The sequence below is a fragment of the Flavobacterium panacis genome (assembly GCF_024649945.1).
Taxonomy (GTDB): Bacteria; Bacteroidota; Bacteroidia; order Flavobacteriales; family Flavobacteriaceae; genus Flavobacterium; species Flavobacterium panacis.
Window position 1 is genome coordinate 397,775 of record NZ_JANKMS010000004.1, and the last position, 14,502, is coordinate 412,276.

The 14,502-nt window shown below is 32.9% G+C and carries 12 protein-coding genes; 2 read left to right on the forward strand and 10 right to left on the reverse strand.

What is annotated here, in order from left to right; genetic code table 11:
- Window positions 1-147: 147 nt before the first annotated feature.
- The 6 genes from NQQ59_RS11730 to NQQ59_RS11755 all read right to left on the reverse strand — a co-directional run bounded on the left by NQQ59_RS11730 (window position 148) and on the right by NQQ59_RS11755 (window position 8,429).
- Entirely contained in the window at window positions 148-3,249 is a 3,102-nt protein-coding gene (locus NQQ59_RS11730; protein WP_257698242.1) for an efflux RND transporter permease subunit, read from the reverse strand.
- A 31-nt stretch (window positions 3,250-3,280) separates the two neighbouring features.
- Window positions 3,281-4,369, reverse strand: coding sequence for an efflux RND transporter periplasmic adaptor subunit (locus NQQ59_RS11735; RefSeq protein WP_144219406.1), 1,089 nt, complete (start codon window positions 4,367-4,369; stop codon window positions 3,281-3,283).
- A gap of 30 nt (window positions 4,370-4,399) precedes the next feature.
- Window positions 4,400-5,638: a TolC family protein gene (locus NQQ59_RS11740; RefSeq protein WP_144219407.1), complete on the reverse strand. Its 1,239-nt coding sequence runs from the start codon at window positions 5,636-5,638 to the stop codon at window positions 4,400-4,402.
- 144 nt (window positions 5,639-5,782) lie between these two features.
- On the reverse strand, window positions 5,783-7,138 hold the full coding sequence (locus NQQ59_RS11745) for a sensor histidine kinase (RefSeq protein WP_144219408.1): 1,356 nt from the start codon (window positions 7,136-7,138) through the stop codon (window positions 5,783-5,785).
- Window positions 7,135-7,812 carry a response regulator transcription factor gene (locus NQQ59_RS11750; RefSeq protein ID WP_144219409.1) on the reverse strand — a complete coding sequence of 226 codons (678 nt, stop codon included), beginning with the start codon at window positions 7,810-7,812 and terminating at the stop codon, window positions 7,135-7,137. The genes NQQ59_RS11745 and NQQ59_RS11750 overlap by 4 nt, the downstream gene beginning before the upstream one ends.
- 299 nt (window positions 7,813-8,111) lie before the next feature.
- Window positions 8,112-8,429, reverse strand: a complete 318-nt coding sequence (locus NQQ59_RS11755) for a GIY-YIG nuclease family protein (RefSeq protein ID WP_144219410.1) — start codon at window positions 8,427-8,429, stop codon at window positions 8,112-8,114.
- Window positions 8,430-8,902: 473 nt separating this feature from the next.
- Here NQQ59_RS11755 and NQQ59_RS11760 point away from each other — a divergent pair, with 473 nt between their 5' ends.
- Window positions 8,903-9,451 carry a type 1 glutamine amidotransferase domain-containing protein gene (locus NQQ59_RS11760; RefSeq protein ID WP_144219411.1) on the forward strand — a complete coding sequence of 183 codons (549 nt, stop codon included), beginning with the start codon at window positions 8,903-8,905 and terminating at the stop codon, window positions 9,449-9,451.
- A 286-nt stretch (window positions 9,452-9,737) separates the two neighbouring features.
- Here NQQ59_RS11760 and NQQ59_RS11765 read toward each other — a convergent pair whose 3' ends face one another.
- Together NQQ59_RS11765 and NQQ59_RS11770 are read right to left on the reverse strand one after the other, a co-directional pair.
- On the reverse strand, window positions 9,738-10,283 hold the full coding sequence (locus NQQ59_RS11765) for a hypothetical protein (RefSeq protein ID WP_144219412.1): 546 nt from the start codon (window positions 10,281-10,283) through the stop codon (window positions 9,738-9,740).
- 68 nt (window positions 10,284-10,351) lie between these two features.
- Window positions 10,352-10,891 carry a hypothetical protein gene (locus NQQ59_RS11770; RefSeq protein WP_144219413.1) on the reverse strand — a complete coding sequence of 180 codons (540 nt, stop codon included), beginning with the start codon at window positions 10,889-10,891 and terminating at the stop codon, window positions 10,352-10,354.
- 346 nt (window positions 10,892-11,237) lie between these two features.
- On the opposite strand from NQQ59_RS11770, the gene NQQ59_RS11775 reads away from it, so the two are divergent.
- Complete coding sequence (locus tag NQQ59_RS11775; RefSeq protein ID WP_144219414.1) at window positions 11,238-11,471, forward strand: hypothetical protein; 234 nt, start codon at window positions 11,238-11,240, stop codon at window positions 11,469-11,471.
- A 74-nt stretch (window positions 11,472-11,545) separates the two neighbouring features.
- Here NQQ59_RS11775 and NQQ59_RS11780 read toward each other — a convergent pair whose 3' ends face one another.
- Both NQQ59_RS11780 and NQQ59_RS11785 read right to left on the reverse strand, forming a co-directional pair.
- Window positions 11,546-12,547 carry a hypothetical protein gene (locus NQQ59_RS11780; protein WP_144219415.1) on the reverse strand — a complete coding sequence of 334 codons (1,002 nt, stop codon included), beginning with the start codon at window positions 12,545-12,547 and terminating at the stop codon, window positions 11,546-11,548.
- Entirely contained in the window at window positions 12,544-14,499 is a 1,956-nt protein-coding gene (locus NQQ59_RS11785; protein ID WP_257698243.1) for an AAA family ATPase, read from the reverse strand. Before NQQ59_RS11785 ends, NQQ59_RS11780 begins: the two co-directional genes overlap by 4 nt.
- Window positions 14,500-14,502 lie beyond the last annotated feature (3 nt).

The following is a 14,502-nucleotide window of genomic DNA, read 5'->3' on the forward strand; positions in this document are numbered from 1 at the left end:
TGTTTAAAAATGCATCACTTGATATATTTTGCCTCTAAAAGTTTTATTTGTGTTACTATAAGACATTTTAGATTTGTCCTTATCGAATAAAAGCACCTTTAAACGAAATGTCTAAAGGTGCTTTTTCAAAAATTATAAATAGTAAGATTAAGATTCTGTGTTTGTATCTTTTTTACGGTAAACCAAATAAAATACCTGTGGTAAAACCGTTAAGGAAAGAATCATACAAGTTATCAAACCTCCAACAATCATAATGGCTAGGGGTTTTTGAACTTCAGAACCCATTCCTGTTGATAAAGCAGCAGGTAATAATCCTAAAGATCCCATTAAGGCAATCATAACAATTGGGCGAATACGGCTGTAGATTCCGTGCGAAATGGCATCTTTTAAATGCATTCCCGCGCGCATATTTTCTCGAATCATTCCGATGAGGACAATACTATCAATCGCACTCACTCCAAATAGAATGATAAATCCAATTCCTGCCGAGATTCCGAAAACGGTTCCTGTTGCCCAAAGCGATAAGAATCCACCAATAAAAGCATACGGCATCGCACTGATGGCTACCAAAGTATCTTTGAAATTACCAAAGTTGAAATACAAAAGACATAAAATCAAGATCAAAACAACAGGAACAATCATCGCTAATTGTTTGGATGCTCTTTCTTTACTTTCAAATTCTCCTGCCCATTTCATGACGTTTTCTTTTGGAAGTTTAACTTCGGCAGCTACTTTTTTCTGTGCTTCTTCGATCGTACTTCCTAAATCGCGTCCTTCAATACTAAATCCTACGGCAATGTAACGGCTGTTTCCTTCGCGGTAAATAAAAGTTGGACCTGTTTTGTATTCTACGGTTGCAATTTCTTTTAAAGGCACTTTTTTACCATTCATAGTCGGAATCAAAATACTTTCTATTTTTTCTTTAGAATCACGGTATTCTTTTTCAAAACGCAGGGTAATGTCAAATATCTTTTCGTCGTCATAGAATTTTGTTGCGGCTTGGCCACCAATTGTCATTCTAATAACCGCCTGCGCATCGGCAGTGGTTACGGCATAACGCGCCATTTTTTCATCTTCAAGCTGAATTCTTAATTCTGGTAATCCAATGTTTTTATAAACGTTGATATCTTCAATTCCTTTTACATTTTTAATGGAATTAGCGACTTTTGCAGCCATTTCTTCCATCTGGAAAAGATCACTTCCGAAAATCTTAATCGCCAACGGACTTTTAACTCCCGCTACATATTCTTCCACATTATCCTGAATTGGCTGACTGAAACCAAACGCAACTCCAGGATATACATCGAGTATTTTTTTGATTTCGGCAATCAGTTCTTCTTTGCTGATGTCGTGTTTCCATTCATCTTTATGTTTTAATTCGATGTGGAATTCGATATTAAAAAATCCAGTTGGGTCGGTTCCGTCGTTTGGTCTTCCCGTTTGCGAAAGCACAAATTTCACTTCTTCAAACTTCCTGATTTTGGCTTTCATTTCTTTAGTCAATCGAACCGATTCATCCAAATTAATACTATTAGGAAGCGTTGCTCTCACATAAATGGCACCTTCATTCAGCTTCGGAATAAATTCTGATCCGTAAAATGCAAATCGCACGCAACAAACGGCCAATAAAGCTAAGAAAGCATAAATTGTAGTTTTTCTATGTTTTGTACTCCATTGAAAAAGTTTGTACAAATTGGTTCTAAAAAAACGCGAAATCATGTTTTCTTTTTCCACAATGTTTTTCGTCAACATCACTTTACACATGGCAGGCACGTAAGTAAGCGATAAAATCAGCGAACCTAATAAGGCGTAACCCAGAGTAAAGGCTAGGGGAGAGAACATTTTTCCTTCTACTTTCGTGAAAGAGAAAATTGGCATTAACGCCACAATCAAAATAATCAGGGCAAAGAAAATATAGGTTGCCACGCTTCCCACGCTTTTCTTGATTAAGCCCATTTTACTCATGCTGTTAAAACGTTCCATTCCCACTTTATGGGCTTTCTTTTCGAGAGAAACAAATACGTTTTCTACGATAACCAATGTTCCTTCGAGCAGTAATCCGAAATCGAGCGCTCCCATAGAAATCAAGTTCGCAGGAAGTCCCTGAATTCGTAACATTACAATGGCAAACAAAAATGAAAGCGGAATCACAGTCGCCACAATCAACGAAGTACGCCAATTGTAAAGGAAAATGAACACGATTAATGAAACCAATAAAACGCCTTCAATTAAGTTTTTGGTAACCGTTTTTACAGTTGTATTAACCAATTCGGTACGATCAATAAATGGAACGATTTTGACATTATCAGGCAAAACTCTTTCATTTAATTCAGCCAAACGTTCTTTTAATCTTCCAATAACTTCGCCCGGATTTTCACCACGAAGCATAATTACGATTCCTTCTACAACATCATCATCGCCATCTAAACCAACTTGTCCTAATCTCGGTTTTGCCGAAATCGAAACTTCGGCTACGTGTTTTACTAAAACTGGCGCTCCGCCTTTGGTTTCAATTAAAATATTACCAATATCTTCGACTTTATTTACCAATCCAACTCCACGAACCACGTAAGCCTGATCACCACGCTGAATAACGTCTCCACCCACATTGATATTACTTTTTGAAACGGCTTCGTAAACATCCAATGCCGATAAATTATAATTTTCAAGTTCAGTAGGATTGATTTTGATTTCGAACATTTTTTCTTCTCCACCAAAACTTACCACATCGGCAACTCCGGGAACGGCAACCAATTCTCTTTCGATAACCCAATCCTGAATCGCCTGAACTTCTTTAATAGGCAAATCACTCTTAATTACATATCTAAAGATTTCGCCCGTTGCTCCAGACGGCGGATCGATTTCAACATCGGCACCTTCCGGAAGATCCAGTCCGTTTAATCGGTTTGAGGCGTATTGCTGAGCGTAAAAATCTTCAACTCCGTCATCAAATAAAACGGTTACAACCGATAGTCCGAAAAGGGAAATAGAACGAACTTCTGCCTTTTTCGGGATCGTGTTCATTTCTTTCGAAATAGGAAGCGTGATGAATTTCTCTACTTCTTCGGCACTTCGTCCAGGCCATTGTGTAATAATTCTGGCTCTTGTATTGGTTACGTCGGGAAATGCTTCTATGGGTGTATGAATGTAACTCACGATTCCCGCCACCAATAAAACGGCAGTCAGGAAAAACACGATGAGTGAGTTTTTCAAGGAGAAAGCCACCAGACCTTGTACAAATTTTTTCATGTCTTGTATTTTTTATCCGTTTTTAAGGATCTTAGTTTTTTAATCTTTCGTGAATCAACAATTGGTTTTTGGTAATTACCTTTTCGCCTTCGTTAACGCCTTTGTCAAAATAAAGCCAGCTGTTGTTTTTCAGTTTCGGATTTATTTCTCTGGTTTCAATTGTACAATCGTCTTTGTAGATTAAGATATAATCACGATTGTTGTCAAAAATGGCTGCTTTTGCAGGAACTGAAACCAATTCTTCACCACCCACACTTTTATCAATTGTAATATCAGCGGTCATTCCTGGTTTTAATTTCAGGTTTCGGTTGTCCATTACAATTCGCGCTTTTAAAACGTGTTCTTCGGCATCAAAAATCTTAGCCATCATATTGATTTTTCCTTTAAAGATTTCTCCCGGATAAGCTGGTGTTGTAACATCAACAGCCATATTTTCCTTGATGCTGTTTAGGTTACTGGTATACACATTGACCAAAACCCAGATTTCTTTTAAATCAGAAATGGTGAATAGAGAACCCGTTTCATCTGTAATCTGCGTTCCTGTGCTGATGTTTTTATCTACAATATAACCTTCAGTTGGCGCTTTAATTTGAAAAACAGATCGGTCACTGCTTGCGCTAAACATCTCTAAATTGGCTCTCACATTTTCTAAAGAAGATTTTAAAACGTCCAATTCGCTTTGCGCTTGAAGTAAATCTTTTTGAGAAGAAATCCCGTCTTCAAACATTGATTTTGTTGCTTGTAATTGACGTTGTGCCACGGTAATCTGCGACTGCAATGATCTGCTTTCTGACTGCATGCTGTTTAGTTCTGTACTTTTAATTTCTGCCAGAACTTGTCCTTTTTTAACATAATCGCCCAAAGAGAAAGTAGTTTTAGTAATAATACCTTCCACAAGACTGTTAAACTGAACTACGTGATCACCGTTATAAGTAATGTTTCCCGTAAGATTAATCGATTCGCTTACAGCACGTTTTTGTGCTGGTTCAATCGTAATTTTTTCTTTTAAATCTTTATCGATACAGAATTTTTCGTCCTGTACTTTTTTAACTTCTTCTTTCTTGCCACATCCGTAAACGAGCATTAACCCAAGCATTGGGATTACAATAAGTTTCTTCATTTCTGTTTTATATTTTGAGTAGGTGATGTGTTAATTGATTTCCTGCCCTGTGATGTAGCGCAGTTCTTCCAGATTTTTATTCAGGTCTTTTTTAGAATTCAGCAGTATCGATTTGTTGTCTAAATAGGCATTAACAAAATCAAGATATTCTAACATGCTGGTGTTTCTTTGCATAAAATTTCTACGATAGCTTTCTAAAAGTTTATCTAAATCGCCTTCAAAACTAGCATCGGCACTTTCGTATAATTTTTTGGTGGTGATGAAATCCTGATACGCGTTTAAAACCTCAGATTGGACACTTAAAGTTTTTTCTTCCGTAAGCAGTTTTCCTTGATCAATAGCGATTTTAGCGGCTTTAATATTTCCCTGATTTCGATTAAAAAACGGAAGATCAAGCGAGAATCCAATTCCAACAAAATCGTTCATTAAACTCGCTCCACGGTCGTAACTTACACCAAGTGTCACGTCTGGTGTACGCATGGCTCTTTCGTATTTGTATTTGTTGTCGTTGTATTCGTTTCCAAGTTTTAGGACTTTCATATCAGGACGATTCTCAATTGCCGATTCCATAAGATTCGCCAGATTGATTTCTTCGATATTTTTATTCACAGGAACAAAACCTTCATCAGTCAATTTGATAAAACTTGTAGCAGGAAGATTCATTAAAACTTTCAATTCTTTTTGCAAAGAATTGTTCTCTTTTTGTAAATCATTAATTTCTTTTAAAAACTGAAGTTCCGTAGCTTTTAAACGAACATATTCGCCTTTACCAACATTTCCTTGCGCAACCTGATTTTTATACGCTTTCAATAAAGTCTGCATCGAAGAAAGCTGGTTTTGATACACTTCTTCTTGTGCTTGATTGTATTGTAAATCGGTTAGATTTTCTCTGAATTCGATTTTTAAATTGCGTAAAAAAGTCTTGAAATATTCCTTAGCGATTTCAGCACTTACTTTTTCCATCGCAATCATTTTTTTACGTTTTCCTGCCGTCTGAATCAATTGCTCTAATTCGGCATTGACTTGTTGCGTTCTTCCGTAATTTCCCCATAAAACGGGCAATTGTTGGGCCGTAGCATTGCTCCAAAGATTGATTTCTCCAACAGTAAAGGTTGGATTTGGCCATAATTTTGCTTGAATAACCTGTGCATCAGCAATGTCGATATTCAGTTTTTCGGAAATAAGAGAAATGTTCTTTTCCAGAAATATAGCCTCGGCCTGATTTCGAGAAAGAACAATTGTATCGCTGATGGCGCCAATTTGTGCCATACTTTTGAGCGATACAATTAAAAACAAGGTTAAAAATAGACGTTTCAAATTGAGTAGATTTAATAAGATGCAAAACTATTTGCTGTATATTAAGCCCTAATTTGATGTCTGTTAGAAACCAGTAAGAGTTGGATTAGAAAACGATTAGAGTTTCGGGAAAACCAGTGTTACCGTGGTTCCAACCGCTTTTTTAGAAGTTATGGTAAACGCAATATTATTTTGTTTGAAGATTACATTGGCTAAAGTTAAACCAATGCCGCTTCCTTTTATATCGTTTACATTTTTACCTCTGTAAAAGGTTTGTTTGATGAATTGAAGATCGTCCTCGCTAATACCTTTTCCCTGATCTTCAATGACAATTTTTAATTGCTGATTTTGTTCTAATAAACTGATTTTTATCGGATTTCCATCTGAATATTTAACGGCATTTTCGATGATATTAAACAAAGCGATTTTTATTTCGTTAGAATTTCCGTGAATCGAAAGCAATTTGTCATTTGCAACTTCTAATGCAATTTGAATTTGTCCTTTCAATTGATAACTAGCCGATAATTGATCGTTAATATCCCAAACCAATTCGTCGACCCTGAAAATTTCGTTGAGTTCCATATTCTCACGAAGACCCGAAAGCATCATCAAAGTATTCATCGTATCTTCGATTTGATAGACGTTTTCTAATACTTTCTGAGACATTTCTTTGTATTCGGCACTGGTTCTGTCTTTTTGGGCAAAAACTTCAAGGTTTCCAGAAATGGCGGTTAAAGGCGTTTTAAACTCGTGCGAAACATAATTGATGAAGTTTTTTTGAATGATAAAAGTATCCGAAAGTCGTTTCAGTAGATTGTTGTACGTTTCTATCAATTCCTGAACATCGTCTTTGGTATTGGGAGAAACAATTTGTTTGTCCAGAGAAGAAGCCTGAATCTCATTTACCTGATTGATAATATTTTTGATCGGACTATAAGCCAAATTAGAAAGTACTCGGCTGACCAAATAAATACTGACTAATCCCGAAATTAATACCAAAATCATGATAATCAAAAGTCGATCGGTCATGGTTTTAAAATCGGTATCATTTTTTTTGACGAAAACCACAAAATCTCCTTGATTGTCATGGTAATAACTTCCGAAATAAAAATGATGTTTCGACTTGAAACTTAGTTTTCTGTTTTTTCTAATGTAATCTAATCGGGTTTTATTGATATTATGATCTAAAGTTTTATCGCCATATACAATTTGGTTTTTCTCGTTATAAACACGCGTCACAATTTCAAGTGAATTTTCGCGGAATTGCTGTCCGATAATTAAATGCTGGTTTTCTGGAAGTTCGTCTTTTTCTAAGTAGAAAATCCCCGTCAATAAACAGGTTTTCTGCAATTCGTTATACACGATTTTTTCAGAATAACTGTAGAAAGAAAAATACGTGATCAGCGAAGCAATGACAAACACAACGCTGAATGTCAAAGAAGAAATTAAAGTAAAACGATTACGGATTTTCATAATTCTTCTTTTAGCATGTAACCGATTCCTTTTATGGTGTGAATGAACTTATGATTGTGTTCGATTTTGTTTCTTAAATACGAAATATACACATCGACAACATTGGTGTTATTGTCGTAATTAATTCCCCAAACCGCAGTTAAAATCTGAGTTCGCGACATCACTTTATTTCTGTTTTCTAATAAATACAAAAGCAGTTTGTATTCTCTTGGCGAAAGATCGATTAGTTCGTTGTTTTCTGTGACTTTATGTTCGTCCGGATTGATGGTTAAAGTCCCGCAGGTGTATAAAGTTTCGGGTTCGCTATAATTGAATTTCGTTCTTCGCGTAAGCGCATTTACTCTCGAAATGAGTTCTTTAAAATGAAAAGGTTTTACGAGATAATCATCGGCACCAGAATCTAATGCGGTAACTTTATCATCGGTATTACTCAAAGCGCTGAGCATTAAAATTGGAGTATGAATCTTTTTAAAACGCATTAATTTTGTCAGCTGAATGCCGTCAATTCCCGGAAGCATAATATCCATCAAGATAATATCCCAAGTGTTTTCCTGAACAAGGTCGCGCGCCATTTCGCCCGTTTCGGCAAGATGCACGGTAAAGTTATTTTCTTCTAAACCTTTTATAATAAATTCGCTGATGCGTTTATCATCTTCAATGAGTAAAACATTCATAAATGGTATATTAATTTGATTTTTGATTAAAATAGGGTGCTTTTAATCACAAGACGTTTTAAAAAGAGTAACAAAAATAACATTTATTTTTTGAAAGACATGTAAACATTCAGTTTGTCATTTCGACCGAAGGGAGAAATCACACTCGTTTGTCGACAAAGATCGGCGACTTTCTGTGCGGAATTTCTAGCGTGATTTCTCCCTTCGGTCGAAATGACAAGATTGCGAGAAAACGTCCAGTTTGTCATTTCGAGGAACGAGAAATCACACGCGTAAATCGACAAAGAATTGAAAAAAACTCATTCAAAATGAAAATCAAGAAACTCAAAAGTTTCATTAAAACCTCTTATTAACTCAATCTTTTTATCTCTTCGCCATTTCTTCAATTCTTTTTCTCGTGTGATTGCTTCTTGTATCCATGTGAATTTTTCATAATAAACTAAAAACTGAATATTATATTTTGCTGCAAAACTGCTAATATTTAAATCTATGTTTTCTTTATGCTTTGCAAGTCTTTTCCTTAAGTTATTAGTAACTCCAATATAAAAAGAAGTTCGATGTTCATTTGTTAGAATGTAAACGTAATAAGTATGATAGCCAAGTTGAGGATTCAGCATTTTTTCTTTTTTTTTGTACGAATATACATGTTTTTAGTCTAGTTTGTCATTTCGACTGAAAGGAGAAATCACACTCGCTAATCGACAAAGATTGGCGAATTACTTTGCAGAGCTTCTAGTGTGATTTCTCCCTTCGGTCGAAATGACAAGATTGTGTGATTTAATTTGTCATTTCGAGGAACGAGAAATCACACTAGGGAATCGACAAAGATTGGCGAATTACTTTACGGAGCTTCTAGTGTGATTTCTCCCTTCGGTCGAAATGACAAAAAACATGAGGTAAACCACTATAAAATAATAATCCCAATCTACCCCAATCTTACATAATTCCTGTTTAATTTTTAATAAAAATCTGTAATTCAATTAATTAACTTTTATTAAAGAAAGCTTTAACATCGTCTGTTTTCCTTGGCTGTTTGAAATAACTAATTTTAGGTAAATCAAAATTAATCACATTTTAAATAGTAGAAATTATGAAAAAGAACATCGCCATATTAGCCACAAACGGTTTTGAAGAATCAGAATTAGCATCGCCTAAAGCCTATCTGGAAGAGCAAGGTTGGAATGCAGATATAGTTAGTTTGAAATCTGGAAAAATCAAATCTTGGAAAGACGGAAATTGGAGCACGGAATACAATGTTGATGTCGTATTAGATCAGGCAAATGAAGCCGATTACGATGCTTTGGTTCTGCCAGGCGGAGTTATAAATCCTGATTTATTAAGAAGAGAAGAAGCTGCAGTAGATTTTGTACGTTCGTTTTTTGAAAGTAAAAAACCAGTAGCCGCCATTTGTCACGGACCTCAAATTCTGGTCGATGCTGATGTTTTAGACGGTCGAAAAGTAACTTCGTTTTTCTCTGTAAAAAACGATTTGATAAACGCCGGAGCACAATGGCAAGACTCAGAAGTTGTCGTAGACCACGGATTAGTAACCAGCCGAAACCCGAATGATTTGCCCGCTTTTAATAAAAAAATGGTGGAAGAAATTAAAGAAGGAATACACGAGCGTCAGAGAGCCTAAAAGATATTTTCTTAGATTTATCCCTTTGCAAAAATGCAAGATCAATTTTTTGGTCTTGCATTTTTTTTGGTTTCCAAACGGTATTTTAAATGATTCTTTCTCTTAAACGTCAGAATGGTTTTAAATCAGTAAAATAGAATTCCAGAGGAATGAAATATTTATAGATTCATAAAACGTGCCGCACCAAAAGCTCCAGCGGAGTGACATATTATAGATAAGTTTTCAACCCGTTGAGCTGTTTTGAAATTGGAAGAATTATTTGCTGAATATAACAGAAGAGTTTTTATCAATAATTGTCTTCAACAATTTCGAAAGATTTTTTCCATACTCCGTCTTTCATTGAGTAGAGTGCAAGACTTGAACTTCCGTAGCCTGTACAACAACATAAATTTGCAAGATATATAAAAGCGGTATTATCAGTTTTTATATAGATGGGATTTGAAATCATAATGACTTGATTGCTCATATCTTTATCCAAACATGCTAGGATATCCGATTTATGAATTAATTTACGATTACTAAAATCTTCTTCTTTCCATTCGTCTTGATATTGTTCCCGTAGACGTTTAGAAAGATATTGTAATTCTTCACCTGTGAGTATAAGGTCTTTATTCTGAAAATCTGAATTCGTTATATATGGTTTTTCAAGCATCAATTTTAGTAAATGTTCTACATTAACTGAATCAATTTTGGTAACAACAAAAGTTTCTCTTTTGTTAAATGCTTCTTGTCTAATAATATCATTCAACAGATTTTTTTTAATGAATTCGTAATCTTGTATTTGTGCAGACGAGAGCGAAGTAATAAATAGTAATATTGCCAGTAATTTCATTTAAATAGCTATGTTTAAATTAGTGAGCTTTTTGAGGATTAAACTGAGAATCTACACAGATTGATGCTTTACTTCATGGAGTTTTCCATAATTCTTTCTCTGCAATATTGTTCAATTTCAGATGCATAAATAATATCTCCAATATTTATTTTCGTTGGTGAAAATATTGTTTTGTTTTTACGAACAATCTCAACTCCTGTCTTTAATTCAAATACCAGATTGCCGTGGTCTTTACTGCCAAAAGAGATAATTTTTGAACTAAAGTTTGTCCATAAATGGGAATCTACTTTTCCCCATCTGTAGCATACCATTCTATTTTGAGTTCCAATAAAATAACCTCCAGATTTAAATAATCCGAAAAAACCAAGTATAAAGCATAGTAATCCTGGTAAAATGAAGAAAGAGTAAAGTATAATGAATGTGTATGAAGAAGAATTATCAAATACAGAAAATAGCAGGGATATAAATGACATCCAAAAAAGACCAAAACCCATAACTGAGATACAATGTTTGATGGGTTGTTCTTTTTTTGCTTTTACAAAAAATAAGATTTCATCATTACCAATTTCCTTTTTTAGAATTTCTGGAATTGCAATATTTTCTATCATTTAGATTGAAGTTGTTGAGAATTATGTTAATTCAAAAATATATAAAATTTCTATCCAATATTGATATCTTAAAGATTAGTCAAATGTTCCTCGAATTGACAAAAATGCGATAAATACTTACCAAAATATAGATTTAGTATATTTGTTAAAGAATATAAAGTAGTTGTAAGAAAAAGAATATAAAATAAAGATTTTTCCTATATTTGGCGTTCCTATAATTACGACTTTACGGCTAAAGAAATTTGCCCTTGTATGATGTGTGCGGTATCGGAAACGACCGTAAAGCGCTGTCGTAGGCGTTAGGAACACTTAGATACAAGGGTTTTTATATTCCTAATACTACGACATCATGAGTACAACCCTTTCCAAAGAAGCCGAAACAAGGCTGATTGATTTTTTTAACCATAGCGTAGCTCCCGAAGATATGGCTAAAATCTTAAGACAAGTAAACTGCATTTTAGCACTCGCCGTAATGCGACAACACGAAACCCTCCAAATTGGACTAACAAACTTCGAAGACAATTATTATTGGGTCAATGAATTGGCTGAGATTTTGAATCCTTATTTGAGTGAGGAGTAAGGTTTATAAAATGGAAAAACCTCGATTTTTTAAGGATCGAGGTTTTTTGTATGTTATATAAAAACATAATTTTTCTAAATTAAGTTTAATTGTTTTGCAATATCTTGTGAATATTTTGCCATCGGTCTTTTATGTATATCCGATGCATCAGTATAATTTCCGACAATAAGTCTATCTAGTATTGATTTATCTGGGAATAATGTTTTAAAACTTTCTACAAGACTTTTTTTATAAACATCATTATAGACTTTTGCTTTGTGTACAAGTTCTTCTGCAATATCTATTTGAGTATCATAAATACCTTGAATTCCAAACATTTTATTGTACTCATTAATAAATTCAAAATTACCATCTATACTTTCAAAATGAACCTTTAGATCAGTATTTTTTAAAGATAACCAATATTTTAAAATTGATTTTTCATCAATCCAAAATTTAAATTTATCCAAATCATTTAAATCTTCTGTATATAATTCGAAATTTATTTCATTGTTATATTTTGCGCGATTACAATTTCCACATACAGGATAAAGATTATAAAAAGAAGTGCATAGAAATGGATATTTTGATTTTGAATAAAAATGATCTAATTCTAACTTTGCCAAAACTTTAGGTTTTCTCTTTTTTTCTTTTTTATCATAGAAAGAAAAATTTGTAACTACAGTTAGTTGAGCATTACAATATACACATGTTTTTATTCCTGAAGCTTTAATATATGAATGAAACTCAGAGTCTCTTAAATCTTCATATCTCATTGCTTTTATAATTTCTTCATAGAATTTTACTTTTTTACTTGGAGCAAATTGGTTAAGTATAATTCCGTTATCAATTGCATCAAATTCTTTGATTAAGTTTTTTATTTTCGAAGGAGTTGCAGTGATTACATCTGGATACTCATTAATAATTTTATTTATATATTCTCTATGCTTTTTATGTTTTATCTTTCCCAATTTGTCATGTAAAATTTTTAGTGATTGTTTTGGCGTACTAAAGTTTACATTCCTATTTGCAAATAGATTATTATAAAAATTTTGAACTTTGTCATCTAATTTTTTATCAATTAAAATTTTTCTCATTCGTCAAATTTTTCAAGTTCTTTTTTTAATTCCTCCATTCTGGCAAGTATTGATTCTTTTGATTTTGATGTAAATTTTTTATCAAATAAGTTCAAAAGACGATCCTTAATGACTTGCTCTCCAATAATATTTATAACTTCAAGAGCACTTTGTTCTGACCAATTTCCTGTTGGCTTTATATTATTTTCCTTTTCTGCGATCTGATTGTTAAAAGTTAAATAATTTATCAAATCAAGTATTTTACTTTTTGCAAACTCACCCATGAATCCTTCATTTAGGAAAAAACTGTCAGCAAGTAATTCGTGAATATTCGCTCCAAATGTTTCTTCTCTTTCGAATTTAGAAATTCTGGTATTATTATCTTCATTTTTTTCTAAAAATAGGATATTGTTTTTTGGAATATCTGATAAGACAAATGGACTATGAGTTGTTAGTATTAATTGAATTTTTTTATCAGTAAATAGCTCATTTAAAAAAGTAACTATATTATTAAAAAAAACTCTTTGCCACTCAGGATGAAGGGCCACTTCTCCTTCATCAATAAAAATAACAATTGATTCTCCCTCTATGCCATAGCGGGAAATTTCAGATTCTTTAATTTTATTCTTTGCCCAAAAAAACCTTGAATAGAGAGTTAATAAATGCTTTTGTCCCGAGCTAAATTCATTTAAAGATTCACAAGTAAAAATTCGTTTATTGTCTAATAGTTTATCCATTAATGAAGTCATGTCTTTAATGTCTTCTTTGTTTCTTGGAAAAGATATGGCTAAACTTCCTAAATACTCATAGATGTTTGCTTTTTTTGAATCACTGTCAGGTAAAGGTATTTCAAAATCTTCCCAGTCTGCACTATCAATTATACTTATGACTTTTTCTTTTAGCTCTAAAATATCGCTGGAAAGTTCAAAATCTTTTAATTCTTCATTTTTTAATTCGTCATGTAAGAAAGCATAAAAAAAATTCTTTGGAAATATTTTTTTTTTATTTAAAAGTAATTGAAATATATTTATAAATAGCAACTTAAAAAAAATAGTTTTTCTTTCAGGAATTGGAATCATATAATATTTTGTAGCTGAGTTTTCTCTCGCTCTCACGAAATATTGTTCGTAATTATAATTATATAATTGATAAGTTAGCTGGTAATTTAATTCATTTTGGAGAGTTTCTAATTTTTGATGTGTACTATCTTCTAATTCTTCACGACTATAATATGTTTTTTTTAAAAAGTAGTTATTTTCAACTGTATCAATTTTAATTTCAATTTTTTCGGGCAAAAACTCAATGTATTTATTAACCGTATCATAATTACAAATGAAATCATATATTCGAGTTTTTTCCATATCAACAAAGGCATCTAATTGATTAATTTTTGAATTTTTATCCATAACATGAGGGAATAATTTACCTGAATTTCTGTAATCCTCATAGACCAACATTGTAGTGGATATATTTGTCAAATTATCGGTAACTGGAATACCTCGAAGATCAAAAGTAGGATTGTAATAAATATATTTGTTTTTGGCCATCTGATACCATTGTAATTCACCTTGGTTATCATCTAAAGGAGCATTATTATATTTTAGTATTTTGTAGCCTATTTTTTCGAGATAATGTTGATTTTCTATTATAATTTCATTTTGAATAAAAATCCAATTATCTAAAATAGTTAAACCATCACTTTTGATATAAGTTGATAAGCCATGATTACCGGCATGTGCTAAGTTGTAGTTAATAAATTCTGTTAAATTTGTTTTCCCTGATCCGTTTTTTCCAACTATAGCTGTAACACTGGAAATATTTTCTTTAAAAAAATTATCAAGGTTTTTAGATTTAGGAGAAATTAATAATACGTTATCAATAAATTGAAATTCTTGTTCAATGCTATGATTGAAATTGAAACCTGTATTTTTTATGTTTTTGTATTCTTTAATCCAAATATATTTTAATTCCATATT